27 protein-coding genes are annotated in these 26,441 nt (G+C 69.5%); 11 read left to right on the plus strand and 16 right to left on the minus strand.

The window, feature by feature from the left end:
* Positions 1-5: 5 nt before the first annotated feature.
* Genes ACIGHN_RS26675 through ACIGHN_RS26690 form a run of 4 tightly spaced genes read right to left on the minus strand, consistent with a single transcriptional unit; the run spans position 6 to position 2,230 of the window.
* A complete protein-coding gene (locus ACIGHN_RS26675; RefSeq protein WP_056416768.1) occupies positions 6-506 on the minus strand; it encodes a SycD/LcrH family type III secretion system chaperone in 501 nt (166 codons plus the stop codon).
* 43 nt (positions 507-549) lie between these two features.
* Positions 550-1,230, minus strand: a complete 681-nt coding sequence (locus ACIGHN_RS26680) for a hypothetical protein (RefSeq protein WP_396507228.1) — start codon at positions 1,228-1,230, stop codon at positions 550-552.
* A gap of 46 nt (positions 1,231-1,276) precedes the next feature.
* Positions 1,277-1,897, minus strand: coding sequence for a hypothetical protein (locus ACIGHN_RS26685; RefSeq protein WP_396507230.1), 621 nt, complete (start codon positions 1,895-1,897; stop codon positions 1,277-1,279).
* 39 nt (positions 1,898-1,936) lie between these two features.
* Positions 1,937-2,230, minus strand: coding sequence for a hypothetical protein (locus tag ACIGHN_RS26690; RefSeq protein WP_056416775.1), 294 nt, complete (start codon positions 2,228-2,230; stop codon positions 1,937-1,939).
* Between the two features lie 190 nt (positions 2,231-2,420).
* Between ACIGHN_RS26690 and sctW the strand changes: the two genes are divergently transcribed.
* The 5 genes from sctW to sctV all read left to right on the plus strand — a co-directional run bounded on the left by sctW (position 2,421) and on the right by sctV (position 7,053).
* Positions 2,421-3,524 carry a type III secretion system gatekeeper subunit SctW gene (gene sctW, locus ACIGHN_RS26695; RefSeq protein ID WP_396507232.1) on the plus strand — a complete coding sequence of 368 codons (1,104 nt, stop codon included), beginning with the start codon at positions 2,421-2,423 and terminating at the stop codon, positions 3,522-3,524.
* Between the two features lie 2 nt (positions 3,525-3,526).
* The gene (locus ACIGHN_RS26700; RefSeq protein WP_056416780.1) at positions 3,527-3,910 is read left to right on the plus strand and encodes a hypothetical protein; all 384 of its coding nucleotides are present in this window, start codon (positions 3,527-3,529) and stop codon (positions 3,908-3,910) included.
* A 156-nt stretch (positions 3,911-4,066) separates the two neighbouring features.
* Entirely contained in the window at positions 4,067-4,495 is a 429-nt protein-coding gene (locus tag ACIGHN_RS26705; protein WP_056416783.1) for a hypothetical protein, read from the plus strand.
* Between the two features lie 8 nt (positions 4,496-4,503).
* Complete coding sequence (locus tag ACIGHN_RS26710) at positions 4,504-4,920, plus strand: CDC27 family protein (RefSeq protein ID WP_396507235.1); 417 nt, start codon at positions 4,504-4,506, stop codon at positions 4,918-4,920.
* Positions 4,921-4,932: 12 nt separating this feature from the next.
* The gene (gene sctV / locus ACIGHN_RS26715) at positions 4,933-7,053 is read left to right on the plus strand and encodes a type III secretion system export apparatus subunit SctV (protein ID WP_396507237.1); all 2,121 of its coding nucleotides are present in this window, start codon (positions 4,933-4,935) and stop codon (positions 7,051-7,053) included.
* Positions 7,054-7,157: 104 nt separating this feature from the next.
* Here sctV and ACIGHN_RS26720 read toward each other — a convergent pair whose 3' ends face one another.
* Complete coding sequence (locus ACIGHN_RS26720; RefSeq protein WP_056416786.1) at positions 7,158-7,490, minus strand: STAS domain-containing protein; 333 nt, start codon at positions 7,488-7,490, stop codon at positions 7,158-7,160.
* Positions 7,491-7,636: 146 nt separating this feature from the next.
* On the opposite strand from ACIGHN_RS26720, the gene ACIGHN_RS26725 reads away from it, so the two are divergent.
* The 3 genes from ACIGHN_RS26725 to ACIGHN_RS26735 all read left to right on the plus strand — a co-directional run bounded on the left by ACIGHN_RS26725 (position 7,637) and on the right by ACIGHN_RS26735 (position 9,750).
* The gene (locus tag ACIGHN_RS26725; protein WP_396507238.1) at positions 7,637-9,190 is read left to right on the plus strand and encodes a hypothetical protein; all 1,554 of its coding nucleotides are present in this window, start codon (positions 7,637-7,639) and stop codon (positions 9,188-9,190) included.
* The gene (locus ACIGHN_RS26730; RefSeq protein ID WP_396507239.1) at positions 9,187-9,441 is read left to right on the plus strand and encodes a hypothetical protein; all 255 of its coding nucleotides are present in this window, start codon (positions 9,187-9,189) and stop codon (positions 9,439-9,441) included. The genes ACIGHN_RS26725 and ACIGHN_RS26730 overlap by 4 nt, the downstream gene beginning before the upstream one ends.
* Positions 9,442-9,510: 69 nt before the next feature.
* The gene (locus ACIGHN_RS26735; protein ID WP_056416793.1) at positions 9,511-9,750 is read left to right on the plus strand and encodes an EscF/YscF/HrpA family type III secretion system needle major subunit; all 240 of its coding nucleotides are present in this window, start codon (positions 9,511-9,513) and stop codon (positions 9,748-9,750) included.
* 125 nt (positions 9,751-9,875) lie between these two features.
* Here ACIGHN_RS26735 and ACIGHN_RS26740 read toward each other — a convergent pair whose 3' ends face one another.
* The 5 genes from ACIGHN_RS26740 to ACIGHN_RS26760 all read right to left on the minus strand — a co-directional run bounded on the left by ACIGHN_RS26740 (position 9,876) and on the right by ACIGHN_RS26760 (position 17,195).
* A complete protein-coding gene (locus ACIGHN_RS26740; RefSeq protein WP_396507241.1) occupies positions 9,876-10,358 on the minus strand; it encodes a type III secretion system chaperone in 483 nt (160 codons plus the stop codon).
* Positions 10,359-10,427: 69 nt separating this feature from the next.
* Positions 10,428-11,024, minus strand: a complete 597-nt coding sequence (locus tag ACIGHN_RS26745; RefSeq protein WP_056416800.1) for a hypothetical protein — start codon at positions 11,022-11,024, stop codon at positions 10,428-10,430.
* A gap of 95 nt (positions 11,025-11,119) precedes the next feature.
* On the minus strand, positions 11,120-13,234 hold the full coding sequence (locus ACIGHN_RS26750; protein WP_396507243.1) for a hypothetical protein: 2,115 nt from the start codon (positions 13,232-13,234) through the stop codon (positions 11,120-11,122).
* A gap of 160 nt (positions 13,235-13,394) precedes the next feature.
* Positions 13,395-14,477 (minus strand): ABC transporter substrate-binding protein, encoded by a 1,083-nt coding sequence (locus tag ACIGHN_RS26755; RefSeq protein ID WP_396507244.1) that lies wholly within the window; start codon positions 14,475-14,477, stop codon positions 13,395-13,397.
* Positions 14,478-14,504: 27 nt separating this feature from the next.
* Complete coding sequence (locus ACIGHN_RS26760; RefSeq protein WP_396507246.1) at positions 14,505-17,195, minus strand: MFS transporter; 2,691 nt, start codon at positions 17,193-17,195, stop codon at positions 14,505-14,507.
* A 95-nt stretch (positions 17,196-17,290) separates the two neighbouring features.
* Here ACIGHN_RS26760 and ACIGHN_RS26765 point away from each other — a divergent pair, with 95 nt between their 5' ends.
* Positions 17,291-18,037, plus strand: a complete 747-nt coding sequence (locus ACIGHN_RS26765; protein ID WP_056416812.1) for a GNAT family N-acetyltransferase — start codon at positions 17,291-17,293, stop codon at positions 18,035-18,037.
* On the opposite strand, the gene ACIGHN_RS26770 is transcribed toward ACIGHN_RS26765, so the two are convergent.
* From ACIGHN_RS26770 to ACIGHN_RS26780, 3 genes are read right to left on the minus strand one after another with little or no spacing between them, the layout of a single operon-like run.
* Positions 18,016-20,100, minus strand: a complete 2,085-nt coding sequence (locus ACIGHN_RS26770) for a PP2C family protein-serine/threonine phosphatase (RefSeq protein WP_156370648.1) — start codon at positions 20,098-20,100, stop codon at positions 18,016-18,018. The genes ACIGHN_RS26765 and ACIGHN_RS26770 overlap by 22 nt on opposite strands.
* On the minus strand, positions 20,090-22,057 hold the full coding sequence (locus ACIGHN_RS26775) for a hypothetical protein (RefSeq protein ID WP_396507249.1): 1,968 nt from the start codon (positions 22,055-22,057) through the stop codon (positions 20,090-20,092). Before ACIGHN_RS26775 ends, ACIGHN_RS26770 begins: the two co-directional genes overlap by 11 nt.
* Entirely contained in the window at positions 22,054-22,878 is an 825-nt protein-coding gene (locus ACIGHN_RS26780; protein ID WP_056416820.1) for a hypothetical protein, read from the minus strand. Before ACIGHN_RS26780 ends, ACIGHN_RS26775 begins: the two co-directional genes overlap by 4 nt.
* 83 nt (positions 22,879-22,961) lie before the next feature.
* On the opposite strand from ACIGHN_RS26780, the gene ACIGHN_RS26785 reads away from it, so the two are divergent.
* Positions 22,962-23,411 carry an ATP-binding protein gene (locus tag ACIGHN_RS26785; RefSeq protein ID WP_396507251.1) on the plus strand — a complete coding sequence of 150 codons (450 nt, stop codon included), beginning with the start codon at positions 22,962-22,964 and terminating at the stop codon, positions 23,409-23,411.
* Positions 23,412-23,531: 120 nt separating this feature from the next.
* Complete coding sequence (locus ACIGHN_RS26790) at positions 23,532-23,972, plus strand: type III secretion system chaperone (RefSeq protein WP_396507252.1); 441 nt, start codon at positions 23,532-23,534, stop codon at positions 23,970-23,972.
* Positions 23,973-24,065: 93 nt separating this feature from the next.
* Here the strand turns inward: ACIGHN_RS26790 and ACIGHN_RS26795 are convergent, their stop codons facing one another.
* Genes ACIGHN_RS26795 through ACIGHN_RS26805 form a run of 3 tightly spaced genes read right to left on the minus strand, consistent with a single transcriptional unit; the run spans position 24,066 to position 26,212 of the window.
* Complete coding sequence (locus ACIGHN_RS26795) at positions 24,066-24,614, minus strand: TPM domain-containing protein (RefSeq protein WP_396507253.1); 549 nt, start codon at positions 24,612-24,614, stop codon at positions 24,066-24,068.
* A 2-nt stretch (positions 24,615-24,616) separates the two neighbouring features.
* Positions 24,617-25,567, minus strand: a complete 951-nt coding sequence (locus tag ACIGHN_RS26800) for a TPM domain-containing protein (protein WP_396507254.1) — start codon at positions 25,565-25,567, stop codon at positions 24,617-24,619.
* 39 nt (positions 25,568-25,606) lie between these two features.
* Complete coding sequence (locus ACIGHN_RS26805; protein WP_056416863.1) at positions 25,607-26,212, minus strand: LemA family protein; 606 nt, start codon at positions 26,210-26,212, stop codon at positions 25,607-25,609.
* Between the last annotated feature and the right edge of the window lie 229 nt (positions 26,213-26,441).

A 26,441-nucleotide genomic window follows, 5' to 3' on the forward strand; every position in this document is an offset into this window, starting at 1 on the left:
CCTGTTCAGTGCGTGGACGTGGACGATTTGGCGCTGTTCATCAGCTCGAGCATGGCCTGTGCGCGCGACTTGAGTTCTGCGCGCTCCGGCGTTTCGCTCTGGCGCAGCACGAACTGCAGCGCTTCCTTGGCTTCGGCCGTGTAGCCCAGCGCGATCATGCATTCGGCGGTGTGGTAGGTGGGCAGCGGGTCGCCCATGTCCATCAGCGAGGCCATCGAGTAGTACTTGATGGCTTCCTTGTAGCTCTTGAGCATCTGCAGGCTGGCGGCAAACGCGTTCATGAACCGCTTTTCCATGTGGTTGTGCGTGACCAGGAAGCCGAAGGTGCGCATGGCATCCTGGTAGCGGGTCTGGCTGTACAGGCTGTGGCCCAGTGCGTAGAGCACTTCGTAGTCGGTGTCGTCGTAGTCGTAGACGGAACCCAGGGTTCCGCCGTTCGTCAGCAATTCCGCAATCTGTTCTGGCAGATTGTCGGGAATCGAAGCGGGTGCGTTTTTGGTATTCATGGGTGACTCTCGGGGGTTGGCTGTGGCGCGCGTTCGCGTGCGCTCAGCGCATGTTGCCGATGATGGAGCTGCGGCTGTCCTGCATCTTCTTGATGAAGTTGGTCATCACGTCGAAGGCTTCGTTGCGCTTGTTGGACAGGCTCTGCAGGCGCAGCATGTCCATCTGCTGCGAATTGCTCATGCTGTCGATCTGCGACTTGACCTGCTGGATGAAGCCGTCGAGCTCGCCCTTGGTGGGTTGCGGCGTGGTTTCCGTGATGGACGCGATGCCCTTCTTGCCGCTGTAGTCGCTGGAGCGGAACGCCCAGTTCTTGGATTTGTAGTCGTCCGCTTCGCGTTTGCCGGCTTCGTCCACCTTGTGCGTGGTGCCGTCGCGCAGTTTCACTTCCCAGGATTTTTCGGCGCCAATGCTCTCGGGCAGCGTCACGCCAGCGCTGGCGGCAGCCGACTTGAGGTCGGGTGCGGATCCGGCGATGTTGACCTTGTCGCCGGCCTTGGCGTCGGCCGGCACACTGGCTGCGGCCTTGTTGAGCGAGCCCAGCAGCTGGTTGAGCTTGGAGATCTGGTCGTTCTTGGCCTGGACTGAAGAGATCTGGTCCTTGAGCTGCGCTTCCAGGAGATTCGCGCGGTTGGATTGAACGGCCATCATGGCGGTTTCCAGGTCCATGCCCTGGACGTTGATGGAGGTCACGCCCCCCACATTGACATTGCCGACAGTTGACATGATGGCGTCCTTCCGATGCTGTTGTCGTTGTTGCGGGTCGCTGATCTCAGCGCATGTTGCCGATGATGGAGCTGCGGCTGTCCTGCATCTTCTTGATGAAGTTGGTCATCACGTCGAAGGCTTCGTTGCGCTTGTTGGACAGGCTCTGCAGGCGCAGCATGTCCATCTGCTGCGAGTTGCTCATGCTGTCGATCTGCGACTTGATCTGCTGGATCGCGCCATCGAGCTTGCCCTTGGTCACGTCGCCGCGCAGGCCGCCTTCCAGGCGCGCTGCACTGCCATCGGCCTTGAGCGTGTTGGTCAGCCCGCCGCCGCCGTCCTTGTTGTCCGACAGGCCGGGGTTGGTGATGCCGGCCGAGATGTAGGCGCTGTTGACTTCCTTCTCGACGTTGTAGGCGCCGCCGTTGGCGAACTGGCTGTTCCCATCGATGCGGGTGTCGGCCTTGGCGTCCGAGCCGAACATGGCAGCGGCCTTGTTCAGCGAACCCAGCAGCTGGTTCATCTTGGAGATCTGATCGTTCTTGGCTTGCACCGAGGAGATCTGGTCCTTGAGTTGCGTTTCCAGCAGATTGGCGCGGTTGGACTGGACGGCCATCATGGCGGTTTCAAGGTCCATGCCCTGGACGTTGATGCCCTGTGCGCCGCCGATACCAGAGATACTAGACATAGTTTTCTCCTATTGAAATGTTTGGTTGATTGGAGATTTTTAGATCATCGAACGCGGGCGGCGCGCCGCACCGGCGCCGGGCGCTGCAAACGAAGCGCGGGCCTGTTCTTCCTTCACGTCCTGCTCCACCGCAGCCATGTCTTCCTGGAAGGCCTTCTGCGCGGCTTCGATGCCCTTGAGGTCGAGCTGGGCGTCCAGGACACTGCGCACCTTCTCGGGGTCCAGGCCCTGGCTGCGGTAGAACTCGTCGGCGGCTGCCAGCTGGCCTTGCACTTCATCGATCAGCGCCTGGGCGCGGGCTACGATGTCCTGGGGGTTGTCTTGTCCTGCCATTTCGAAACTCCTGTTGATATTGGGCGGTGGTGGTGCGAAATGTGCCGCACGACACCGGGTAAGTAACCACCCCGAAGGTCCGGTTCCACGGTCGCGCAGAAATTTTCGGCAGGCCTTGCAGGGAACCCGATGGCGCCAGCCGTTACCCACCCAGGGGTGCCCTGCGCGCGAGCCCATAAGAGAAATCCCTATGTCCAGAATCGAATCGTTCAACACCCCGTCTTTCGACAACATGTCTTTGCGCGGCGGGCTGCAGGGCGGGGGCCAGGCTTTGGCCGGGCAATACGCCGGCCAGCAGGTCAAGGTGGATGACGGGCTGTCCGTGCTGGCCGACGCGGCGGAAGAAATCAGCCTGCACCATTCGGAAAAGGCCGAGACCAAGCACGCCTCCGAACGCAAGAAGGAGGCCACCCGGCCGATGGAGCTGATGAGCCCCGAGGCCATCACGGCCTACATGGAGGCGGCCCAGGCCTTCGAGGACCCCGAGCAACTGGTGCAACTGGCCAAGCGGATGCTGTCCGGCCAGGGCGACCCCGCAGCCCAGGCTAAGCAGGCTTTCCAGGGGCCTACCGAGCAGTTCATGGCGCTGCAGTACGCGCTGCACCAGGGCGAGCGCGACGGCGCGCCGGCCGAGGTGCTGGACGCCCTGCGCGAGGCCCTGGACGACCTGGAGATGGAGCACGGGCCGCGCATGCGGGCCGATGTCAACACCATCGGCACGGCGCAAGAGGGCGCGCGGGGGCATGCCGATGTGGCGCAGTTCCAGTCCACCTACCGCGACGTGGTGCTGGGCAACCCGTCGCTGGCGGGCACGCTCAAGCTGGCGCTCGAGCGCTTTGGCGACAGCGACTTCGCCGCCGGGCTGGCGCGCCTGACCCAGGCGCTGGGCCAGGACCTGGCAGCCGCCCGGCCCTCGGCCGACCCCACGCGGCTGCAAAACCTGGTGCAGGACCTGTACCACCTGGGCGTGGCCTCGACGGTGCTCGATGCCAGCCGCGAGCTGCACGCCAAGATCAGCGAACAGCACGGCCCGCTCACCGGCACGCCGGTCGCCCTGATGCAGGACCTGGTGGGCATCAGCGCCGAAAAATGGGTCTCCGGCGCGCGGTTCACCGCCCTGGCCGAGAAGTTCGGCGCCACGGGCGTGGAGGCGCAGATCCATTTCCTCACGGGCGTGAAGCTGCTGGTGCGCGACATGCCGGTCAAGGTGTTCGTAGATGCGGACCAGCGGCAGACGATTTTTCAGGCGGTGCAGGATGCACTGGACGCCGCCATCGACAAGGAGGACTACTGACCATGGCGCATTTGCAACAGGCGCTGGCCGATTTCGGCCGCGATATCGGCCTGCCCACGCTGGAGGGCGGCCCGGACGGGGGCGTGCAGCTGCGTCTGGAGTCGGGCGCGCTGCTGGGGGTTGCCCAGCAGGGCGAGGAGGTGGTGGTGCACTGGGCCGAACCGGTGCGCTACGACATTGCTGCGCTGCTCCTGCGTGCCATGAAGCTGGCGGGCGACGCCCGCGATGCCGCCCAGCCCGTGCAGGTGGGGCTGCGCAGCCTGCCCACGGGCGACTGGCTGGTGCTGGCCACCCGGTTCGCGGCCGAAGGCGTGAGCGCCCGCCGCATTCGGGAGGCCTCGGAGTTCCTGCGGCAGTGGCAGGCCGACCTGGGCGGCAGCCGCTGACCGCGAGCCCCCTTCGATGCCGCGGGCGGCTGGGGGCGGTGCCGCGGCGCACCGGCACAACTAAACTGCGCGCGCGATGGAACTTCCCCGTGCGCGCGGTTACTGAAACACGCAAGGCTGCGCCCGCACCCTGCGAATCTTCTGGGAGCATGCTGTATGACGGATATGAGAATCAGCGGTCTGGTGTTTGACCGGGGCATCGACAGCATCACCTACGCCCAGCAGGATGCGCAGACCATGCTGCCCGAACGCGGGGAGTCCGCACCGCCCGACGTGGGTTCACGGGCCCAGCTGTCGGCTTTGCTGGACAAGCCGTCCATCGACGACTTCCTCGACACGGCCACCCGCCCGCAGATCGCGAACCGGGACCTGCTCGTGCCCACGCGCTTTCGCGAGGCCCTGGACAACGCCCTGCAGCAGTTGCGCGATGCGGCGGCCCAGTGGCAGGCGCCGGGCGGCGCGGGCTCGGCCCCCGGCTCGGACGACGAGCTGCGCGTGCTCAACCGCGCCACCCGCCTGCTGAGCGAAGAGGTGGGACTGCGCGACCTGGTGCAGATGTACCGCAGCGCTCTCTACCAGGGCTGATGGCGCACATGGCATCTGACGCAGCAGCACCCGCAACCGCGGCGGCGAGCGCCGAGCAACCCGGCGCAACCCCGGCGGCCAGTATCGAGCTGATGGACCTGCTGGCCTTCGTGTACCTGCAAAACGGCCTGCCCGACAAGGCCGCCGTGCTGCTGGCCGCCCGCAACCTCCTGGCGCCCGAGGATCCCCGGGCGCTGCTGTCGCTGGCGCTGGCCCAGGTGCGCTCGGCCAAGCCGCAGCGCGCCCTGAACACCCTGGAGCAGCTGGCGCTGCTGGGCGCCATGGATGCTTCCTTTCACCTGGTGCGCGCGCAAGCCCTGCATGCACTGGACCGCCGCGACGAAGCGGCGGCCGCGATGCGTGCCTTCGTCGCACAGCGCAACGCTGCCGAGCCCACCCCGGAGACCGCGTCCACCGGGCGCTGATTGCATTCCACCATGTCCCAGACTGCTTCGTTCTCTCCGTTCGCCCGCCTGCAGCGCTTCGTCCAGATACTCACCAGCCGCAACGACCTGATCCTGGCGTTCTTCCTGGTGGCGGTGATCTTCATGATGATCCTGCCCCTGCCGACCTGGCTGGTGGACGCGCTCATCGGCATCAACATGACGATCTCGGCCATCTTGCTGATGGTGGCCATGTACCTGCCCTCGCCGCTGGCGTTCTCGTCGTTTCCGTCGGTGCTGCTGGTGACCACGCTGTTTCGCCTGGGCATCTCGATCGCCACCACCCGCCTGATCCTGCTGCAGGGCGACGCGGGCCACATCATTTTCACGTTCGGCAACTTCGTGGTGGGCGGCAACCTGGTGGTCGGCCTGGTGGTGTTCCTGATCCTGACCATCGTGCAGTTCGTGGTGATCACCAAGGGCGCGGAGCGCGTGGCCGAAGTGGCGGCGCGCTTCTCGCTCGACGCCATGCCCGGCAAGCAGATGTCCATCGACGGCGACATGCGCGCGGGCACCATCGACATGGACGAGGCAAAGCGCCGCCGCAACATCGTCGAGAAGGAAAGCCAGCTCTACGGCGCCATGGACGGCGCGATGAAGTTCGTCAAGGGCGACGCCATCGCCGGCCTGATCATCGTGGCGGTGAACCTGCTGGGCGGCATCGTCATCGGCACCACGCAGCGCGGCATGACCGCGGCGGACGCCATGAAGACCTACTCCGTGCTGACCATCGGCGACGGCCTGATCGCGCAGATCCCGGCGCTGTTCATCGCGATCTGCGCGGGCATGATCGTGACGCGCGTGCAGACGGGCGATGGCCCCTCCAACGTCGGTAAGGACATCGGCCAGCAGGTACTGGCGCAGCCCCGCGCGCTGCTGATCGCTGCGGCCGTGGCGCTGGGCATGGGGCTGATCCCCGGCATGCCGCTGCCGGTGTTCCTGATCCTGGCGGTGGTCATCGGCACCATCGGCTTCACCATTTTGCGCGGCACCCGGCGCGTGGTGGACGAAAAAACCGGCGAGGTCACCGAGGTGCCCGCCATGCAGCCCGCGGGCGAGGCGCGCACCAAGCCCAAGGCATCGGACGGCAGCGACGAGTTCGCGCCCACGGTGCCCCTGCTGATGGACGTGGCCGCGGGCCTGCAGACCAGCTTCGATGCCGGCGTGCTCAACGACGAACTGCTCAAGATCCGCCGTGCGCTGTATTTCGACCTGGGCGTGCCGTTCCCGGGCATCCAGCTGCGCTTCAACGAATCCCTGCCGCCCGAGAGCTACAACATCCTGCTGTCCGAAGTGCCGGTATCGCAGGGCCGCCTGCGCCCCGGCTACCTGCTGGTGCGCGAGAGCCTGAGCAACCTCGATGCGCTGCAGATCGCCTACGAGGAAGACCGCAAGTTCCTGCCCCACATCCCGACCCTGTGGGTGGGCGACCACCTGCGCGAGCCGCTGTCGCGCGCGGGCATTCCGTTCATGGACCCCAGCCAGGTGCTGACGTACCACCTGGCCTTCGTGCTCAAGAAGTACTCGGCCGACTTCATCGGCATCCAGGAAACCCGCTTTTTGCTCAGCGCGATGGAGGGCCGCTTCCCCGACCTGGTCAAGGAGTCCACCCGGGTCCTGCCGATCCAGAAGATCGCCGAAATCCTGCAGCGGCTGGTGTCCGAGGACATTTCCGTGCGCAACCTGCGCGCCATCCTGGAGTCGCTGATCGAATGGGGCCAGAAGGAAAAGGACTCGGTCCTGCTGACCGAGTACGTGCGCTCCACGCTCAAGCGGCACATCAGCTACAAGTACTCCAGCGGGCAGAACATCCTGCCGGCCTACCTGCTGGCGCCCAGCATCGAGGACACCGTGCGCGGCGCGGTGCGCCAGACCTCGGCGGGCAGCTACCTGTCGCTGGACCCTGCGGTGAGCAAGCGGCTGGTGGAGAACATCAAGAAGGCGGTGGGCGACATCGGCGGCAATGCGCAGCGCCCCGTGCTGCTCACCTCCATGGACATCCGGCGCTACATGCGCAAGATGATCGAGCAGGACCTGTACGACCTGCCCGTGCTGTCCTACCAGGAGCTGACCCAGGAGATCAACATCCAGCCGCTCGCGAGGATCGACCTGTGAGCGGAAGCCGACCCTGGAGCGATGCTCCTGAATTCATAGCTGCTACCGCTTGTCCAGCAAGCGACAGGGCCCATTTTTGCTTCAAGTTCAACGCCCCGTCGGCGTTACACCTTGGCGATGCCCTCGTCCAGCGTGTCGGTCACGGCGAACAGGGTCAGGAAGCCGCTCATGTCGAACACCTCGCGCACCATGTCGCGCAGGCCCACGAGCACCAGCTTGCCCTTGCTGGTGCGCAGCTTCTTGCCCGCCAGCAGCACCACGCGCAGGCCGGCGGAGCTGATGTATTCCAGCGCCGAGAGGTCGAACACCAGGCGCTGGATGCCTGCGTCGAGTTGCTCGGTCACCACGCGTTCGAGCTCCGGCGAGCTGCTGCTGTCCAGACGGCCACGGGGACGCAGGATGAGGATGTCATTGCGGCGTTCCTGTTCGAGATTCATGGACGCAGTCCTTCGGGGGTGAGGGGTGGAGTGGGGGAGAAAACCGGAAAGGGCGCATTGTATGGGCCGCCCCGCCAACCCGCGCGGATTAATTGCCCGGCGCCTGCACGGCGTGCGGCGCGGGTGTCCGCCGCAGGAGGCGCACGATGAGCGCCGCGGCGGAACTGCGCATCCTGACCGGCCGGCACGCCGGCGCGCGCGCCCCCTTGGCGGGCGGCGAGCGCATGGGGGCGGACGACGGTTGCGACCTCATCCTGACCGACCTGGACCTGCCCTCCGACATGGGGGCCTGGGTACAGATTGCCATGGGACGCTGGTGGGTGCGCTCGTCGCCGCCCGAGGCGCAGGCACTGGCCGATGCCCCGCCGGCAGACCCCGCTTCCTCCTGGGTGTCCGAGCAGCCCTGGGGCGCGGTGGCCTACCTGGGGCAGGTGGCGATCACGGTCAGCGCGGCGGACGCTGCCTGGCAGGCCGTGCCGCACGGCCATGTGGAAGCGGCTGGTGCGGCTGCAACCGCTGACAAAACCGCCGCAGGTACCACTTTGACGGCAGCCAGCGCCGGCTCGCCAACGCAGGCCTCCCGAACCGGCGACCCGGTGCTGGCCGTCATTCCACAGAACGACGCGGCCGATCCACAACACGGCCACAACCCGGCATCGGAGCCGGGAGAGCGTGCCGTGGACGCCACGGTGCGCACCGGTGCTGGCGTGGCCGCGGGCAGCGCGCCGGCCAAGGCGCGCCGCCGGTGGCAGCCGGCGTTGATCATCGGCCTGGCGCTGGCGGCATTGCTGCTGTCGGTGTTCTGGTCGTTGCTCAAGGGCCAGGGAGCCCAGCGTGCGGCCGAGGGCGCCCAGGCCTCCGAGGCCAATGCGGCGGCGGCCGGCGCCGAGCGCCAGCAGCGCCTGCTGCGGGACATCCAGCTGGCCATTGCCCGTGTGGACCCCGGCCTGCGCCTGCGCATCGAGGCGCTGCCCACGGGCGGCGCCCGGGTCAGCGGCTGGGTGGCAGACATCGCGCAGCTCGACCGGCTGGCCGAAGGGCTTGCCGGCATCCGCCCCGCGCCCGCGCTGGCGGTGCGCACGGCGTCCGATCTGATGGACGACCTGGTCGAAGCGGGCGGGCCGGACGCGCAGGCCCTGCGGTTCGAGTTGCTGGGCGAAGGCCGCGTGCGCGCGCATGGCCTGGTCATGGCGCCGGCCGAGCGCGACAGGGTGCTGGCCCTGGTGCGTGCCCGCGTGCCCCCGGGCATCGAGATCGTGGACGGCCTGCGCGTGGCGTCCGCCCAGGGCGGCACGGTGCAGGAATGGCTGCGCACCGCGGGCTTTGCGGGGGCCGAGGCACGCTGGGATGGCGAGCAGATGGTGATCGGTCTGGACATCGGCGGCCAGGAGCGCGCAAGGCTCGAGTCCCTGCTGGCGCGGGCGGCCACGCCGCTCTCCGGCATACCCTTCGTGCTGCGCACCCGCGAGGTCGGGCGTGCACCAGCCGTGGCCGCGGTGCCGGCGGTGCCCGCACACGCCAGCAAAGCGCCGCTGCCTTTCAGCATCCGCAGCGTGGTGGGCGGCGCGGTGCCTTACATCGTTCTGGGCGACGGCTCCAAGTTGCAACCCGGCGGTCGGCGTGCGGGTTGGCGCCTGGTGGCGGTGGAGTCCGACCGCATCGTGTTCGACGGACCGCGCTCCCTGGTGGTCCTGCGGTGAAGCTGCTGCTGCCCGATGCGCCCGCGGTCGCGCCCGACGAGCCGCTCAGCGAGCTGGAAGCCCGGCTGCGCGGCCCCGAAGCAGACGCGGCCCGCCAGGATGCGCTGGCCCGCATCGCCGTGCTGGAGCAGCGCATGCGCGCTGCGCTGGCCGAAGGCGTACCCCCGGCGGACTATCCCGCGCTGGCAGCAGTGCTGGACGCTTGCCAAGCGGCGCGTGAAGTGTTGACAATGGCGGTGCGCGCGCCCTGACAGGGCCACGCCGGCACCGTTATGCCTTTTTTCATCGTGTTCACCCTTTCTTGAATCAGGAGCTTTTCCATGCTGACGACCGGCGGTATCACCTTCAACTCCATCAACAACTCCATCTCGCAAGTCACCTCGCGCCGCGAAGCCGACCTGCAGAACACCATCAACAGCCTGGGCGACAGCCCCAGCACCGGTGAGCTGCTCGGCCTGCAACAGCAGGTGCAGCAGTGGACGATGTTCACGCAGATCCAGAGCACCATCGTCAAGGAAGTGTCCGAGGCGATGAAGGGCGTGATCCAGAAGGCTGCCTGACCGCGCACGCAGGGGCCCCGCCTTCAGGGCGCTGCCCCCGTGCTTCATTCAGGGCGCTGCCACTGCGTCGATGAATGCGCAGGGGCCGGGGCGACGGGCCCCGGGACGATTGCAGTTTCAGGGCTTCACGCCCGCTGGTGGAAGAAGGCCATCCCACCCTGAGCTTCCGCAGTCAACGACTGCGCCGCCGTGCCCTGCGGCTCTGTGCCCAGGAAGGTGGACCAATCCTGCGCATGGTCCACAAAGCGTTCCACGGACTGCACAAACTCGGCAGGTGCGCCCGGCACCCGCTCATCGAAACGCTGCGTCAGCAGCACCGACGCCGGTTCGTTTTCATCCAGCGACAGCGTGGCGCCGCCGGTGCCCCGCCAGAACCGGTTGGCGCGCAGCATGGCGGCCATCACTTCCTCGCGGCGTGCGGAGGGCACGGCGCCCAGCACCGCAAAGCAGGTGAGTGCATGGGCTGCGGCGTCGTGCTGCAGGTGCACGGCGATCTGGTCGAACGCCAGGGTGCAAGCGCCCTGTGCATCGAGTTCGACCGGGAAAAGGCCTGCGGCTTGCCGCAAGGCATCGAACAGCGCACTGCGCGTTGCGGCGGTATCGGTCATGGCAATCTCTCGCTTTCTTGTCTTCAAGGGTGGTTTCGGTCGCCGGGTGGCGGGAGCGGCACGGCGTTGCTACAGCGCACGCACCGACACGAGTGCCGACAGGTAGGCATCGCGGTCGGCGGCCAGGTCGTCCAGCGACGCTGCGCGGCCGGGGTGGGTCCAGCCCCAGCGCTGCGGCTGGCTGCTGAAGGCATCGTCCACCAGCACCAGCGTGCGCCCCTCCGGCCAGCGGCCGTCGGCGCGGGCTGCGGCGGCACGCTCCTGCAGCAGGCGTGCCAGCGTGAATGCGCCCTCTACCGCCATGGCAGGCGTAGCGCCGGCCGTGCCTTCGCCGTCCCCCACGGGTGACCAGTCGCGTTGCATGAACAGCGCCACGTCCGGGCCTGCGCTGTAGCAGCGCAGCCGGGCATGCAGCCCGCTGCCGATGATGCCGAGCACCGCGTCACCGCGAACGCTGCCGCCGCGCGCGGCCCAGGCCTGGAAGGCTTGCTCGGGGTCGAGGTCGGCCCACTGCGCAGCCACGCCGCTGGCGAACAGGTGCGGGGCCAGGGGCTCCATCGCCTGGAGTACGGCCTGTGCGAGCGGTGGCGTCGGCAGGCCGGCGCGGGCCAGCCAGCCAGAGGCCGCGGTGCTGGGGCGGGAGAGAAGACCGGAGAGCTTGTCCATGGTGCGTTCCGAGGTGTAGGTAGTCCGGGTGGAATGTCGCGTGGCTGCTGGGCGCCAAGACCGCGGTGTCTGGGTGTCGGGGTGCCGGATGTGCGTCAGCGAACGCTGCGCGGGTCCAGCAGCGGTTGCTGGCGACTTGTGCGGACCTCGGCCAGGATGGACGATTCGCGCGCGACGTAGCTGACGTTGGAGATCTGTTCTTCCAGCGCCTGGATCTGCCGGTTGACCGCGGGGGTGCGCGGCTGCTGGCTGCGCAGCGTTTCGAGCTGGGTCAGGGCGTCGGTGGTACCCATGCCCAGCAGGCTGCCAACGCGCTCGGAACCCCAATCTTCGGTGCGCTCGGCGACCTGGCCCTTGGCCTGCAGGTCGCGCACGTGCGTCTGAATGGCGCCGAGCCGGCTCTGCGCGGCCGCTTGCTCCCCGGGGGTGAAGCCCGGCCCCATCAGTTCGAGCATCTTGTCGGGCGTCATCGCCAGCAGCGCGGTGGCGGTCTTGGTGCTGACCACCTGGGGCAGCACGCAGCCCTTGAACGGCGGCGATTCGCCCGTGCGCGTGCGCATCGCCGCGGGGTTCACATCGTTGGGGTCGGTCAGCTGGTCGCCGAAGGCGATGTCGTTGTCGATGCCGATCACGCCGGTGACGCGGCCATCCGCGCCTTGCTGCACGATGTAGTTGTGGCCGTGGCGGTCCACCTGGCCGCACAGCGCATCGAGCCACTGCAAATCGGTGGTTTTCTCGCGCAGCACCGGGTCGGAGAAGTCGAACGCGACGAAGGCATCCTTCTCCTGCACCGTGATCTCGCCGTCCATGTTTTCCACTTCCATGGAGTTGATCAGCTGGAGGCCCCCTTCCACCAGCTTGCCGCCCACAAAGCCTTTTTCCCGTGCGTAGGCCGTGGCCAACTCGGGGCTCGCGCTCAGCTCGGCGCGCTTCTCGGGCGACAGCGTCACGACCACGTCACCCGACTTCAGGGGCGACAACCCTGGCGCGAAGGACATCACCAGTCCCATCCGCTGCTGGCCGTCCACCTCGTGCACGCCGATTTCGGCTTTGGGTGTGACGCCCATGCCCAGGTGCTGGTCCAGGCGGTGCACCGCCACGTTGCGCTGCTCCATCACGGGCCGATCGGTGTTGATGCCGGACGCCGAGACCGCATCGGGCTGCTCGCCCCCCGGCACGGAGGGCTTGAACACGCCGGTGAAACGCGTGCCGTCGCCCAGCTGGTAGTGGCCCTTGAACACCGTGTTGACCGCGCCGCTGCCCAGCTTCGTCAACCCACCGCCGGCTTCGGGGCTCCTGTCGAGCGTCTTGTCGTTGAAGGCCAGGCCCGCCGTCTCGGGGCGGATCGGCACACCGGTCTGCGCGTACTGCTGCGCCAGGCCTTCGGGCATCTTGAGCTTGATGGCCTGCACCAGCGACTCACCATCGAGCGGCAGGCTGAACAGCCTCTCGACGCCCGCCTGCAGTTCGGCGGGGTTCATGCCGCTGGCGCGCAGCTCGGTGGTCACGGCGTGGATGTCCTGCAGCGACAGCGGGGGCTTGTGCTGCGAGAACGCGCGCGCATCGGCAACGCTCAGGCCCTCGGGCATGCCTTCCCTGCCGATCTGATCGCGCAGCCCGTCAAGCTGCGCGCGCTGGGCCTGCACCTGGCCCTTGAGCTGGGCGATGTCGTCCCGGTGGCTGCGGCGCGAATTGCCTTGCGCATAGGCGTCGCAGGAGCGTTCGAGCTCGCCCAGCTCCTGCGACAGCTTGTGGATCTGCCCCTCGGCATAGGCCTTGCGGGATTCCGGGGTGGTCGGCGGTGCGGGCGGGCGGTCGTTGCCGGCAGCCTTGTGGAAGGACTCGAGCTTGTTCAGCACGTCCTTGTGGCCGGTGGAGCGGTGCATCACCGTAATGCCGAACAGCTTCCAGTCGCGCTTGGGCTCGCCCACGGTGTCGCGCAGCGCAGTGGGCGTGGCCAGGGCCTCGCGGCGCAGCGCTGCAGGCGCCTGGGGCGCGGTGGAGACGGTGCGCTCCTGCAGAGGCCGTCCGCTCGTGGGTTGGGGCGTGGCGCGCAGCGCTTCGCCCAGTGCTGCGTGGGGCGGGGTGGCCAGGGCGGTCACGGTGTGGCCGCCGAGCTTTCCCTGTACCTCGCCGCTGCCTGTCGGTGCGGTGCCGGAGGTCCAGGTCGGAGCCGTCGTGGTGCCGGTCTGGATCGGGGAAAAGGACATGGCGGTTGCTCCTGGCGGTGCGGGGGATGGGGTGGGCGGCCTCAGGGCCACGGGACTGCCGCCCGCGCCGAGGCGCGGGCGTTGCAAGGACTTGGTAACCCCGCCGTGCAAGAGGTTCCATCGCGCCCGGCCCAGGGCTGCGATGGATGGCGTTGCGCGCCTACTTCGCCGCTGCCTGCGTTTCCACGTTGATGACTTCCGCCACGTTGAGCAGCAGCATGGGCGGGTACAGGCCCAGGGCGTGCACCGTGCGCATGTTGATGAGCAGCGAGAAGCGCTGCAGCGTCGAGGCCGGAATGTCCTGGGTGCGTTTTTTCTCGACCAGGATCTGGCGCGCCATGGACCCGGCGTAGCGGCCGATGTTGGCGCCGTTCGAGAACAGCCCGAACATGCAGCCCGACTGCCGCACGATGCTCTCGGTGGCGCAGAAGGTCGGCAGCTTGTTCTCCAGTGCTGCGGTGGTGACGGCGTCGCGGTGCGTGAACGCCAGGAAGGTGATGGGGCCCACGTAAAGCAGGTCGGCACCGCGCTCCGCCAGGCTCTTGACCTGCGCGGCGATCTGCCCCGGGTCCGGCGCGCCGGTGGGCAGCAGGGGCAGGGCGGCCTCGACGACTTCGAAGTTCTGCGTCTTGGCCAGGTCCTTGAGCCGGTCGCGGATGAGCGCCGAATTGGGCTCCACCGGGTTGTGCAGGTAGCCCAGCTTGGCAAACGGCCGGTAGGCGCGGATCGCGTTGAGCTGCACCGGCAGGGGTGCCACGTGGCTCACGCCCGTCACATTGCGCGCGGGATGCTCCAGCGCGGGGAGCAAGCCGGCGCCTACCGGGTCGGTCACTTCCGTGAAGACGATCGGGATGTCGCGGATCGGGTTGCCGGCGTTGGGCTGGTCGTGGCGGCCCGCCAGCGCCAGGGACGTGGGCGTGCCCCACACGTAGATCAGGTCCGGGTTGGCTGCGCGCACCCGGCTGCGCAGGTCGGCGATGTCGTCGGCCTTGCCCGAGTAGCGGATGTTGACGTAGCGCACCGGCACGTCCTGGCGCTGCAGGTAGCTGGTGAACCCGGCCTCGATGTTCTGCTCGTCGCGCGGCAGCACCATGGCCACGGTGTAGCGTGCGGTGGCCGCAGCCACGGCCGCTGCCGCACCGCTGGACGGCGTGGCGGGAGCGGGCTGCTGGGCGTGCGCAGCGGCTGCGCAGAGGATCGATGCGGCCGCCAGGGCCCGGAGTGCGGTGGAAATACGGGGCATGAATGTCTCCTGTGCTCAGGGCGGGCGTTACGCGGCCGCGCCGGCGCGCGGTACGCGCAGGCCGGCCAGCAGTCCCAGGGTGGCAACGGTCAGCAAGATGCCGACCGCGACGACCGCCCCGGCAAAACCGAAGGCCGTGACCGCAATGGCCGTCACAAAAGGGGCAACGATGCTGCCGGCCCGCTCGATGAGGCGGAACGCCGCCAGCGCCTGCTCGGGCGTGGCCGTGGCCTGGCCGTCGGGCTGGTGTTCGAACACCTCGGTGGTCAATGCGATCTGCGGCGACGACTGGAACGCCTGACCGAAGCCCAGCAAGGCGCAGCAGGCCGCCATACCCCAGACACCGCCGAGCGCCGGCAGCGACAGGCAGGCCAGCACGCTCAGCACGCCGCCGAGCACGATGAAGGGCTTGCGCTGCCCGAGCAGGTCGGACCAGTGCGCCACCAGCGTGGCCGTGGACGCAAAGCACAGAAAGTACAGCAGCAGCACACGGCCCGCCACCGCAGGCTGCTGCTGCAGCTCGCTCATGTACAGCGGCACCACCACCGACAACACGGTCACGGCCACCAGGCGGCCGGGCAGGGCGGAGCCCAGGATCACGCACACCGCGCGGGGCTCGCGCAGCACGGCCCAGTAGCCGCGCCAGCCGCCCGTGGTGGCCAGTCCCCTCTGTGCGGCCTGCGCGCCCATCGTGGCGCGGTCGAGCGACAGGCGCATCGCGGCCACCAGGGCGGCGGCCATGCACAGCGCGCAGGTCACGAAGCCCGCCACATCGCCGGCACGCGCCGCGATCATTCCGCCGAACGGGGGGCCCACGATGCCGGCCGCCACGATGGCGGCGGCCACTTCGGCGAGCCCGCGCGCGCGCTGCTTGGGCGGCGTGATGCGCACGATGGCGGTCTGCACCAGGATCAGCGCCAGCCCGTAGGCCGCGCCGCCCGTGGCGCGCAGCGCAATGAGCGTCCAGGCGTCCTTGGCCCAGGACGTGGCGGCCAGCGCGAACATGCCGACCAGGGCCGAGAGCATCAGGCTCCAGCGCAGGTCAAAGCGCTTGGCCAGCGCCGGGCCCAGGGGCTGCGCCAGCGCCAGCGTGGTCATGAACGCGGCGACGGGCAGGCCGGCCACCATGGTGGGCGACAGGGCCATGTCGAAGGGACGCACTTCGCTGGCGAACACCGTGAAGAACGGGCGCAGAAGCTCTTCGGACAGCGCGACCAGAAAGACCGTGAGGCGCAGCAGCGTCAGTTGCGAGGCGACGGCGGCGGGCACCACCGTGGCCTCGGTGCGCTCGCCCTGCGGTTGGCCGGCGGCCTCCAGCAACTGTGCGCGGCACTCCGCCGCGTCCCGGTCGTGGGCCTCGGCCGCGTCGCGCGCCACCGCGTGCCGGCGCTGCCAGCGGCGTTGCACGCGCTGCCAGCCGCGTGCCTGGGCATAGGCGGCCAGCGGGTACAGCAGCGACTTGCGCCACAGGCCGCGCGACAGCTCGCGTACCAGCACCGCGGCGATCACCAGGGCCAGCACCAGGTCGAGCAGCATGCCGCCCAGCTGGCGGTTCACGTAGTCGGCCGGGTAGCCCACCACGACCTGGCCGCCGTCCTGCGTGACCTTCACGAGGCGCTGGGAAAAATCCGTTTCGCTCTCGCGCTGCTGGGTGGCGGGCACATCGCCGCCCCAGGTGGTGTGGGTGGCGGCAGCCTCGCCCTGGCGCAGTGCCAGGTAGCTCAGCTCGGGCGCTTCGGCCAGCTGCTTCTTGAAGAGCTCATCCATGCCGTTCAGGCTGCTCCAGGGCACGCCCGCCGCGAGCGCGCGCGCCACCTGGCCGGACAGGGTGCGGCCCACGGCGTCCGCGTTGGCCTGGATCTGCTCGGTGACGAAGGGGCGCGCCGCTTCGCGTGCGATCCACACCATGGTGGACGGTGCCGCCACGCCCGCCAGCAGCAGCGCGAGCCACAGCCCCTTGCCATAGCCGTGGGTGCGGGGGGCGGCTGAACGGTCCGCACGGTCCGCGCCTGCGGCGCGGTTGCCCTCGGGGCGGCGGCGCTGCAACGACTCGATCACGCGGGTGCCCCAGCGTATCAGCGCCCACCAGGTCAGGAACAGCGTGCCGGCGATCAGGGGCAGCGCCTTGAGCACCATGCTGGTAGCCGCTTCGTGCGCCTGTGCCCGGGCGATGGCCGGGTCCACGGCCGCCCAGATGGTGGCAGCGGGGGCGCCGGTCGAGTCGAACATCGCCGTGCCCACGAACACGCCACGCCCGGTGGTGCGCACGCTGGGCGGGTGATCTGGCCCGCCGCTGCGCAGCGGCGCGTTCCAGCGCCCGTCGACGGCGGTGCGCCATGCCTCGTCGCCGGCCTGGGCCACCGGATCGCCGCGGTCCGTGTCCACGAAGACTGCGCGCAGCGCCTTGTCTTCGGACTGCATGCGCTGCAGCCGGTCCACCAGCGATGTCTGGTCGGCCACGGCCACGCCGAACTGCATGCCGCGCTCGGCCTCGTCCGCCACCTGCTGCAAAAGCCGCACCACGCGGTCCTGCGACAGCTGCGTGAGCAACTGCTCGGTACGCCAGGCGATGAGCACCAGCGAGAGCCCGAACAGCGCCAGCGAGAAGATCGCCGCGAACACCAGCGACTCGCGGCGAAGGCGCGGGCGCAGCGCCGTGAGGTCGATGGACGCGGCGGTGCCGTGCGCGGCGGCTTCGGTGGTGGTGCTGTCACTCATGAGAAATACCCTTTGCCTTGGCTGCGCTGCGCCGGCTTGCTTTGCAACAGTCCCGTTGTCGTGCAAACTCGCACGCTGCTGTCGGAGTCTCTGGTTTGCTGTCGTCGATTCAACATACGCCCCCGTCCCTGTCGCCGGATGCCGCCTTCGCGCATCTTCCGGATCTGAGTGCCCACATCCTGCTGCCCAACGACTTTGCGGCGTGGAGCGCACTGCGCGACCGGGTGATCGCCGACCTGCCCAACCCTGACTTCTACGTGCGCGAGGACGACGAGCAGCTGTTCTTCGAGGCCCACACGCAGCCCCTGGGCGAGACCATCGGGGTGTTTGCCCACGGCGCGCTGGTCGCCTATGCGATGGTGGGCTTCCCCGACGCGGATTCGCCTGACAACCTGGGGGCCGTGATCGGCCTCGAACCCGCCCTGCATGGCAAGGTCACCCATCTGTCGAGCTGCATGGTGCTGCCCGAATGGCGCGGCCGCAGGCTGCAGCGCACGCTGCTGGCCGCGCGGCTGGCGCTGGCCCATGCGCGCGGCCGCCCGCTGTGCATGGCGATGGTGTCGCTGCTCAATCACAGCAGCCGCCACAACCTGCTGCGCCAGGGCTTGCACATCGCCTGGACGGGCGTCATCGACGGGCTTGAGCGCCATGTGGCGATGATCGACCTGCAGCACGGCCTGCATTTCGACATGGGCGACGAGAAGCTCTTGCAAAGCGATGATTTCGGCGCCTTGCAGGCGGCCTGCGCGGCCGGCTACACCGGCATCGGCGAAGTGCGCGACGACGCGGGCGTGCGGCTGCGGTACGTGCGGCACCTGCATCACGACCGCGCTCCCTGGTAGGTGATGGCCACCACGGTGATGTCGTCGGCCTGCGCGGCCCCGGCCTCGAACGCGCGCACCGCCTGAACCACGCGCTGCGGCACGCCGGCCGCATGGCCCTTGTGCACCGGGTCGGCGCCCACGGCCTCCATGGCATCGAGCAGCGCCTGGTCGCCGAACAGGACGCCCTCGGCGTTGTTGGCCTCGGTCACGCCGTCGGTGTAGAGCAGCAGGGTCTCGCCCGGCGACAGCATGACCTCGCCTTCGTTGTATTCCTGTCCTTCGAGCACGGCCAGCGCCATGTTGGAGCCGCGCTCGAAGAAGGTCGCCTTGCCCTCCCGCAGCCGGATGGGCGGGTTGTGGCCGGCGTTCACGTAGGTCAGCCGCCCGCTGCGCAGGTGCAGCACGCCGTAGAACACGGTGACGAACATCATCTGGTCGTTCTCGGCGCACAGCTGGTCGTTCAGCGCGGCGATGGTCGCGCCCGGAAAGCGCAGGAACAGCGCGTTGCTCTTGAGCAGCGTGCGTGAGATCGCCATGAAGAACGCGGCCGGAACGCCCTTGCCCGAAACGTCGGCGACCACGATGGCCAGGTGCTCGTCGTCGATGGGGAAGTAGTCGTAGAAGTCGCCGCCCACCTCCTTGGCAGGGATCATGGTGGCGGCGATCTCGATCTCGCCCACGTCGGGGGCCGAGCGCGGCAGGATCGACAGCTGCATCTGGCGCGCGATCTCGAGCTCCTGCTGCAGGCTGGCGAGCATGGCCTGTGTCTGCACCGCGGCCTGCAGCTCGCGCAGCAGCTTGAGCAGGCGGCTTTGCTGGGTGCTCACCAGGCCCGACATGCGCCCGAGGATCCCGGCGAGTTCGGCCAGCTGGTTGGTGCCGCTTTGCACGGTCTCGGCAACGGGCACCGGGATCTCGGCGCGCGTGGCCAGCGACGCCAGGATCTCCTCGCGGGACGCCGGGTCCAGGCTCTCGGCCAGCGAGCGCAGCTGGTCGCGGATCAGGCGCTCCTGTTGGTGGCGGATGCGGATGCGCTCCTGCCGCAGGGTTTCCAGGTTGAGCAGTTCCGAGCGGATGGCCACCACGCCGCGGGCGATGGCGCCGGACTCGTCTTCGGCCTCCTCCTCGCCGTCGTCCAGCGACGCGTCGGTGGCGCCGCTGGCCAGCGCCTTGAGCACGCCCACGGACCGCGTCAGCGGCTCCATCGCGTGCTGCATGTAGGCGGCCAGGCCCATCACCACCAGGGCCGCGAAAAGCAGTGCGCCCCCGGCCGCAGCCCAGTTGAAGAACTTGTCGGACCGGTACTGCGCGGTGACGTCCTGCACCCACACCAGCGCGCCCACCACGCGTTTGTCGGGGTTCACCACCGGCTGGCTGACCAGCTGCAGGGCGCCCTGGCTGCTGGCCGAGGTGCTGGACAGCGGCAGGATCAGCGCCTGCGAAGAGCGCACGGGCACCACCGCGCCGGTGGCCGCCAGATTGCCCGGCTGGGTGCCCAGCGTTTCCTTGCCGCGCATGTTCACGATGAAGATGTCGCCGCCCAGATAGGCTGCCAGTTCGGGCAGGCGCTGCGCCACGTCTTGCCCGATGGCCAGCGCGCCCCCGTCGAAGCCGCGCACCAGCACCCAGTCGTACTGCCGCGGGGCCACCTGGCTCAGGCCGCGCACGCCCGAGGGCGATTCCAGCGCCGCCTTCACCCAGCCGGATTCGGCCAGCGGCTGCGGGTCGAACCCGGGCTCGGTGGTGGAGATGAGCGCGCCGCCAGGCCCCAGGATGTCGATGCGCAGGCCTGGCGCCTGGCGCACGGCATGGGCCAGCAGGGTGTCGATGCGCTGCTGCGCACCCGGTGCCTGCAGGTTGCGGAACGACGGGTCTTCCAGCAGCTTGCGCGCGAGCGCGTCCTGGCGGTCCAAGCTCTCGTTCTGGAGCTTGTCCCAGGCGATCCGCTGGCCCTGCAAAAGAGCCTCGTTGTAACGCTGCGCCCAGCGCTGCTCGCCGAGCCAGCCCATCATGCCCAGGGCGGTCACCAGCAGTGCCATCGCCAACAGCAGGATGAACATGATGCGCCGCTTAAGCTGCATCGCTGTCCTTTCGTGTCGGCTGCCAGGGCTGCGGACGGGGTTGCGCCCACCAGCTGACCCCGACGGCCAGCGTGGCGACGAGCAAAAGGCTGGTGGTGGGCAGGCCCGCTGCCGCGATGCCGCCCGCCAGCAGTGCGCCGAGGGCCGTGCCCAGCAGCGTGGCGGACGCGGGGGCGTGGTGGGTGCGCTGGGTCGATGTCACCGCATGGCCCAGCAGATAGGCCGTGAGCAGGGCCGCCACCGACAGGGCCGCGATCTGCCAGGCGCCAGCGCCGGGCAGCGCAAGCGCGAGGGCATTCACGAGGGTCGCCATGGCCAGCGCGGCGCCGGTGTGGCGGCGCCGTCGCAGCGGATCGAGCAGGCCCCCCAGCAGGCCGACCCCGAGCGCGCTGGCCACGGCCGCCTGCGCCAGGCCATGCGGCACGGCGGTGGCGGACATCCACCCGGCCACCATGAGCAGGCCCGATGCCGCAGCGATGCAGGCCGTCACGCTGACGGCGCGCAGCCCCGACCGGGCCGCGGCGGCTGCCTGGGCCTGGGCGCGCGCGCCGACGCGGTGGCGCCAGGGGCTGCGCGGCTCGTTCCAGCGCAACAGCAGGAAGCTGGCGCACAGCAGCGGCAGCGTCAGTGCCAGCCCGCCGTAGAGCCCGCCCAGCGCGGTGAACGCCACCGACCCCAGTGCCGGGCCGAGCCAGACGGTGGCGCCCACCCAGGCGCCCATCGCCGCCTTGGGCCAGCGGGGCATGGCGTGCTTGAAATCCTGGCGGCGCGGCACCTGCTCGACCGTCATGCAGGCGGCCAGCGCCGCACCCGCGAAGCCGCCGCACCACAGCGCGACACCGGGCAGCCATTGCAGCGGGCTGTAGCCGGTCCACGCGCCCGAGGCCAGCACGAGGGCGAGCCCCGCCAGTCCGGCGCAGGCCGAGAACAGCACCGACAGCACCGGCCAGCGCCGGCCCTGCGTGACCCAGGCGGCGAGGGCGGCCGAGACGATGAACGCGGCCGGCAGCAGGGCCAGTTGGAGGGGCGGCAGGTCGGCCACCGCGTTCGATGCGGAGGTGGCCAGCGCGAGCAGCGCCACGGCGCCCAGCGTGATCAGCAGGCTGGCCCAGAAGGACTGCGCCTCGGCGGCCACGACGCGGACCTGCGTGAGGCCGTGTTCGGCAAAGCGGTGGGTGCCCTGGGCCTCGGCCAGCAGCATGTCCAGGTACTCGCGCCGCTGGGCCTGGGGCTCGGTCTGGCGCAGCGACGAGATCAGCCGGCGCACGCGCGTCAGTGTTTCGTGCACGCCGCGCACGGCGTGGCCCAGTTGCTGCGCCCGCAGGTCGAACCCGCGCCGGTGCGGCAGCACCATGGACCGGTCGTAGCGCCCGCTCGCAATGGCGCGCATGGCCAGCCGCACCGCATGGTTGCGCAGCTTGACGCCCTGCGCTTCCGAGAAGCGCGCGGCCAGGAAGGCCAGCGCGGCCAGCAGCAGCACCGCCGGCAGCAGCAGGGTGGCGGCCGAGCGCGCAAACGGACCTGCGCCGGTTTCCTGCAGCGCCAGGCGGACGGTGCCGCGGGGCTCGCCGCGCACGGTGATGGGGGCGTCCGCCACGGTGCCCGTGGCCACCTTGGTGGCGCGCTCGCGTTCCACGAACCACAGCACCTTGCCGGGCCCCTGCAGCAGGGCGATGGACTGGATCTCGGCATGGGCGCCCAGGCGCTGGTTGAAGAGCGCTTCCACGCCCACCAGGCCCTCCAGGGGAATGCCGATGTCCAGCGCGTGGCCGATGCGCTGGCTCAGCGAGTCGGCCATGAGCTGGGCGCGCACGCGCTCGCTTTCCTGCCGCATGCCGCGCAGCTGTTCGTAGGTGTTCCAGGCCAGGGCGGCCGCGGCGGCCAGCAGCAGCGCCAGGGCGATGCAGCCCAGGCGCAGTGCGGCATTGGGACGGCGGGGCCGGCGGTGGCTGCTCATTCCAGGCGCTCGCTTTCGTCCAGCCGCGCCAGGCAGTCGTCCATGCGCGCGCGCACCGCGGCGGCCTCGGCCAGCGACTGGGCCATGCGGCCGTTGCGTTCGTAGGCCAGCCGGCGGTACTGGGGCGCCAGCGCCCAGCGCGCGGCCAGCCAGCCGATCACCACCACCAGCACGAAGATCGCCAGGGTGGTGAGCAGGATGGGGCTGAGCAGCTTGTCGCGCAGCGATCCGCCGTCCACCCACTGCAGGGCCGGCGCGGGTGCCGCGTAGCTGGTGCTGATGTGCCCCACCACTTCGCCGAAGGCGTTGTGCAGGGGCAGCCCCATGACGGCCTCGGTGCCGATCAGCGCCGTCCAGGTGCGGTCGCCGCGGGCGCCGGCCTCGGCCGCCTGCGCGACCCGGGGGTGCAGCGGCTCGCCGATGGCGCCGCGGTCCGTGCTGAAGAGCGCGATGCCCGCCCGGTCGACCACGTCGATGGCGTGCAGCTGCCTGTCGCTGCCCAGGGCCTTTTCCAGGCGCGAGGGCATCGCGCGGTGGTCAGGGAGATCCAGGCCCAGCGCCAGGTCGCCTTCGATCGACTCCTGCAGGCCCGCCAGCGTGAGCGAGAGCCGCGCGCGCTGGATGCCTTGCTCTTCCTGGGTGCGGATGTTCAGCAGCAGGAAGGCGATCAGCACGACGCCGGCCAGCACGATCAGCAGCCACAGCCCGGCCAGTTCCCACAGCGCTGCAAAGCCAGGCCGGGGGCCCATGGCCGGGGTGGCGGGCGCGGCAGATCCGGGCTGCGGCGTGGCCTTGGCGGGTGAAAAGGCAGCTCCGCTCATGCCACAATGCGCCGACGCGTGTGCAGGCCGAGAGAGCGGCGGTGCGCATCGATGTCCACGGCCCTTTCGAGCGCATGCTGTCTATGAACCCTCCGGCTGAACTGCACTGCACCCTGTCCGGTACCGTCGCGGAGCTCCCAGCGTTCTTCGAGCGCATGGAGGATTGGGCCATGGAGCACGGGGCTCCCGTGCCGCTGGCGTCTTCCTTCGGACTGATGCTGGACGAGTTGCTCACCAACGTCGCCACCCACGGATACGGCGGCCAGGGCGGCCCGGTGACGGTGCAGCTGGTGTTCACCGCGCCCCGTACCCTGAGCGCCATCGTGCGCGACGAAGGCCCTGCTTTTGATCCCACCACGCTGGTGGCTGCCGATATCGAGGCGTCGCTCGAGGACAGGCATATCGGTGGGCTGGGTGTGCATTTCGTCAAGAAGTTGGCGGATCGTTTCGTTTACCGCCGGGACGGCGCCGTCAACGAAATCGCGGTGTCTCGCACTTGGACGCCTGGCGGCGCATCGGGCGAAGGTATGTAGCAAAGTGTACAGGCGTATCATTGCCTGTGACCAGCGCTGTGTGCGCTGCCTGGGCCGCGTTCGCGCCCGGGTGTATCCACCTCCCCCCATCCCGCCTCTTTCGACCGCCAGCCTGCTGCCATGTCCGACAGCCACGTGTCTTCTCTGATCGCTGCATTGGGCGAAGCCATCGGCATTCCGGCGCTGCGGGCCGATGCGCAGGGGTGCTGCCGGCTCCTCTTCGATGGCGACCGTGCGGTGGAGTTGCGGTGCGCCCCGGCGCAGGGGCGCTGGGTGCTGTCCTGTGCATTGCGCGGGCAGCGTGTGGACACGGCGGGCATGCAGGTGCTGATGCAGGGAAACCACATGGGAGCCGGCTTTGGCGGCGGCTGGTCGGGCGTGGATGCCCAGGGGCTGGCTGTGGTGCATTTGCCACTGGCCCTGCCCGAGGCGTCGGCCAGCGCGATGCTCAACGCCATCGAACTGCTGCTCAACCACGTGGAGCGCTGGGAGCGGCGCCTGCTGGAAGCCGTGCCCGCATCGCCAGGCTCGCGCATGGCCGAGTGGGCGCAGCGCATCTGATCTGATCTGGCGGCCACACACCGCCTGCGCAAAGGGACCGGCGCGTTCGCTGCCGGCTGCGGCGGGCCTTGTGCCTGATCGCCTCGCCCCTTGCTAACCCCCGCTACCGATGACCGGCCGGTCCGGCAGCTCATTGCCAGGCCGATGGCCCGTGGCCTGTGCGCTGCCTGCGGGGAAGTGCGCTTGCAGCAGGGCTGACACTTGGGAGATCGCGCGGGTCAGGCCTTCCTCGTGGCGCCCTGCGCGGAACGCGTCGCCCATCGCGGCCACCATGCGCTGCCAGGTGTCGGCAGGCACGGCACCCGCCAGGCCGCGGTCGGCCACGATTTCGATGGCGTGCTCGGCCTGCAGCAGGTAGATCAGCACGCCGTTGTTGCCTGCGGTGTCCCACACGTGCAGCTTGCCGAACTGGGCCACCGCACGCTCCCTGGCGCTGGCGCCGCGCCACAGGTACGACAGCGGCAACCCCGCCTCCACGCAGATGCGGATCTGTCCGGTGTGCAGCCGCTCGCTGGCGGTGACGCGCTCGGTGAGCCGCGCGAGCACATCGGCAGGGAAGGCCCGCTGCAGCGCGCCATCGGCCCAGCGGTGGCGGGACAGGCGCAGGCAGCGGTGCCACAGGGTCAGAGGGTGTGCCGGCATGTTCACCAGCCTCCCGACGCGCCGCCGCCGCCAAAATTGCCGCCGCCGCCCGAGCTGAAGCCGCCGCCCCCGGAGCCGAAACCACCTCCGCCGCCACGGCTGCCGCCGCTGCCTCCCCAGTGGCCCCCGCCCGCACCCCAGCCGCCGGCGCTGCCGCCCTGGATCACCGGGCCGCTGCGGCCGCCGAAGAGCCAGGTGTAGAGCAGGGCGATCAGGCCGGCGCCCCCCGCCAGCAGCAGGCTGGAGGTGATGAGAAAGGCTATGGCGCCCACCCCGCCGCCCATGAGCAGCCCGCCCATCCGCCCGCCCAGCAGGCTGCGCGCGAGCGGGCCCGCGACGATCACGCCGAAGAACAGGAAGATGGCGAGGTCCGCCCAGTCGAATCCGCCGCCGCCGCCGGCACTGCGGCTGCGAGGGTCGGACTCGCTGCCTTGCGCCGGGGCGGGCAGGGCCTCGCCAGCGATGCGTGCGCTCAGTGCGGCCACCGCGTCAGTCAGGCCGCCGGCGTAGTCGCCCTGCTGGAACTTCGGCTTCATGGTGCCGTCGATGATGCGCGCGGCGGCGATGTCGGGGATGGCGCCTTCCAATGTCTTGGCGACCTCGATGCGCATCCTGCGGTCGTTCTTGGCCACGACGACCAGCACGCCGTCGCCCACCTCGCGGCGGCCGATCTTCCACACGTTGGCGACGCGGTTGGCGTACGCGGCGATGTCTTCGGGCGCGGTGCTCGCCACCATCAGCACCACCACCTGCGCGCCGCGGGTGCGCTCCAGCGCCTGGAGCTGCGCGTCCAGTGCGGCAGCGTCGTCGGTGCTCAGCGTGCCGGTCTGGTCGATCACGGCGCGGGTCAGGGCGGGCACGGGCTGCAGGCCCTTGTCAGCCTGGGCCCAGGCGCTCGATGTTGCTATTAAAAATATAGCTGCTAGCGCCCGCCAGATGCGCGGTAGAGGCATTTTGAGGTCCAAGTGAGGGGCTGTGTCGGCGCGCAGGCCTCAGCGCTTGGGTTGTGATGCCGAGAAGTCCACCGTGGGCGGTGTGGAGATCTGCGCCTCGTTGGCGACCGTGAAGGTGGGCTTGGGCGCGTAGCTGAACGCCTTGGCCGTGAGGTTGGTGGGGAAGCTGCGCGCGAGCACGTTGTAGTTCTGCACGGTCTCGATGTAGCGGTTGCGCGCCACGGTGATGCGGTTCTCGGTGCCTTCCAGCGTCACGCGCAGGTCGCGAAAGCCCTGGTTGGCCTGCAGCGTGGGGTAGCGCTCGGACACGGCCATCAGCCGCGACAGCGCGCCCGACAGCTCGCCCTGCGCCTGCTGGAACCTGCTGAACGCCTCGGGGTTGTTCAGCGTCTCGGGCGTGACCTGGATCGACGTGGCCTTGGCGCGGGCCTCGACCACGCGGGTGAGGGTTTCCTGCTCGAAATTGGCCTCGCCCTTGACGGTGGCGACGATGTTGGGCACCAGGTCGGCGCGGCGCTGGTACTGGTTCAAGACCTCGCTCCAGGCGGCCTTGGACTGCTCGTCCAGCCGCTGGAAGTCGTTGTAGCCGCAGCCGCTGAGCGCCAGCACGGCCGCCAGCAGGGCAAAAAAGCGTTTCGTCATCATCATGATGGTCAGCACCGGGTGAAAGTGGAAAGCCGGATATCGGGTGGGTGCGCCGCCGCTGCAAGGGCCGGCTGTGCGGGCGCCGGGCGGATTTGCGCCGCCGCCGCGCTGCCCGCGAACTGCCCGCCACCGTGCACGGCTTTGGGCAATGACCGCACAATAGCAGCCTGCGCGCAGCCCGCCCATGGGCACAGCGCGCCAGCCGCCCTCAGACTCCTCCTACGCCACA

The sequence above is a fragment of the Acidovorax sp. NPDC077693 genome (assembly GCF_044542805.1).
Lineage (GTDB): Bacteria > Pseudomonadota > Gammaproteobacteria > Burkholderiales > Burkholderiaceae_C > Acidovorax.

Bases quoted from the DNA above. Each gene is read 5' to 3' on its own strand.
- ACIGHN_RS26790 (WP_396507252.1), top strand. From the start codon at position 23,532: ATGTCCGACAGCCACGTGTCTTCTCTGATCGCTGCATTGGGCGAAGCC.
- sctW (WP_396507232.1), top strand. From the start codon at position 2,421: ATGTCCAGAATCGAATCGTTCAACACCCCGTCTTTCGACAACATGTCT.
- ACIGHN_RS26705 (WP_056416783.1), top strand. From the start codon at position 4,067: ATGACGGATATGAGAATCAGCGGTCTGGTGTTTGACCGGGGCATCGAC.
- ACIGHN_RS26680 (WP_396507228.1), bottom strand. From the start codon at position 1,230: ATGTCAACTGTCGGCAATGTCAATGTGGGGGGCGTGACCTCCATCAAC.
- sctV (WP_396507237.1), top strand. From the start codon at position 4,933: ATGTCCCAGACTGCTTCGTTCTCTCCGTTCGCCCGCCTGCAGCGCTTC.
- ACIGHN_RS26750 (WP_396507243.1), bottom strand. From the start codon at position 13,234: ATGTCCTTTTCCCCGATCCAGACCGGCACCACGACGGCTCCGACCTGG.
- ACIGHN_RS26760 (WP_396507246.1), bottom strand. From the start codon at position 17,195: ATGAGTGACAGCACCACCACCGAAGCCGCCGCGCACGGCACCGCCGCG.
- ACIGHN_RS26805 (WP_056416863.1), bottom strand. From the start codon at position 26,212: ATGATGACGAAACGCTTTTTTGCCCTGCTGGCGGCCGTGCTGGCGCTC.
- ACIGHN_RS26780 (WP_056416820.1), bottom strand. From the start codon at position 22,878: ATGAGCGGAGCTGCCTTTTCACCCGCCAAGGCCACGCCGCAGCCCGGA.
- ACIGHN_RS26720 (WP_056416786.1), bottom strand. From the start codon at position 7,490: ATGAATCTCGAACAGGAACGCCGCAATGACATCCTCATCCTGCGTCCC.
- ACIGHN_RS26795 (WP_396507253.1), bottom strand. From the start codon at position 24,614: ATGCCGGCACACCCTCTGACCCTGTGGCACCGCTGCCTGCGCCTGTCC.
- ACIGHN_RS26800 (WP_396507254.1), bottom strand. From the start codon at position 25,567: ATGCCTCTACCGCGCATCTGGCGGGCGCTAGCAGCTATATTTTTAATA.
- ACIGHN_RS26785 (WP_396507251.1), top strand. From the start codon at position 22,962: ATGAACCCTCCGGCTGAACTGCACTGCACCCTGTCCGGTACCGTCGCG.
- ACIGHN_RS26745 (WP_056416800.1), bottom strand. From the start codon at position 11,024: ATGGACAAGCTCTCCGGTCTTCTCTCCCGCCCCAGCACCGCGGCCTCT.
- ACIGHN_RS26770 (WP_156370648.1), bottom strand. From the start codon at position 20,100: ATGCAGCTTAAGCGGCGCATCATGTTCATCCTGCTGTTGGCGATGGCA.
- ACIGHN_RS26735 (WP_056416793.1), top strand. From the start codon at position 9,511: ATGCTGACGACCGGCGGTATCACCTTCAACTCCATCAACAACTCCATC.
- ACIGHN_RS26710 (WP_396507235.1), top strand. From the start codon at position 4,504: ATGGCATCTGACGCAGCAGCACCCGCAACCGCGGCGGCGAGCGCCGAG.
- ACIGHN_RS26740 (WP_396507241.1), bottom strand. From the start codon at position 10,358: ATGACCGATACCGCCGCAACGCGCAGTGCGCTGTTCGATGCCTTGCGG.
- ACIGHN_RS26685 (WP_396507230.1), bottom strand. From the start codon at position 1,897: ATGTCTAGTATCTCTGGTATCGGCGGCGCACAGGGCATCAACGTCCAG.
- ACIGHN_RS26700 (WP_056416780.1), top strand. From the start codon at position 3,527: ATGGCGCATTTGCAACAGGCGCTGGCCGATTTCGGCCGCGATATCGGC.
- ACIGHN_RS26755 (WP_396507244.1), bottom strand. From the start codon at position 14,477: ATGCCCCGTATTTCCACCGCACTCCGGGCCCTGGCGGCCGCATCGATC.
- ACIGHN_RS26725 (WP_396507238.1), top strand. From the start codon at position 7,637: ATGAGCGCCGCGGCGGAACTGCGCATCCTGACCGGCCGGCACGCCGGC.
- ACIGHN_RS26675 (WP_056416768.1), bottom strand. From the start codon at position 506: ATGAATACCAAAAACGCACCCGCTTCGATTCCCGACAATCTGCCAGAA.
- ACIGHN_RS26775 (WP_396507249.1), bottom strand. From the start codon at position 22,057: ATGAGCAGCCACCGCCGGCCCCGCCGTCCCAATGCCGCACTGCGCCTG.
- ACIGHN_RS26690 (WP_056416775.1), bottom strand. From the start codon at position 2,230: ATGGCAGGACAAGACAACCCCCAGGACATCGTAGCCCGCGCCCAGGCG.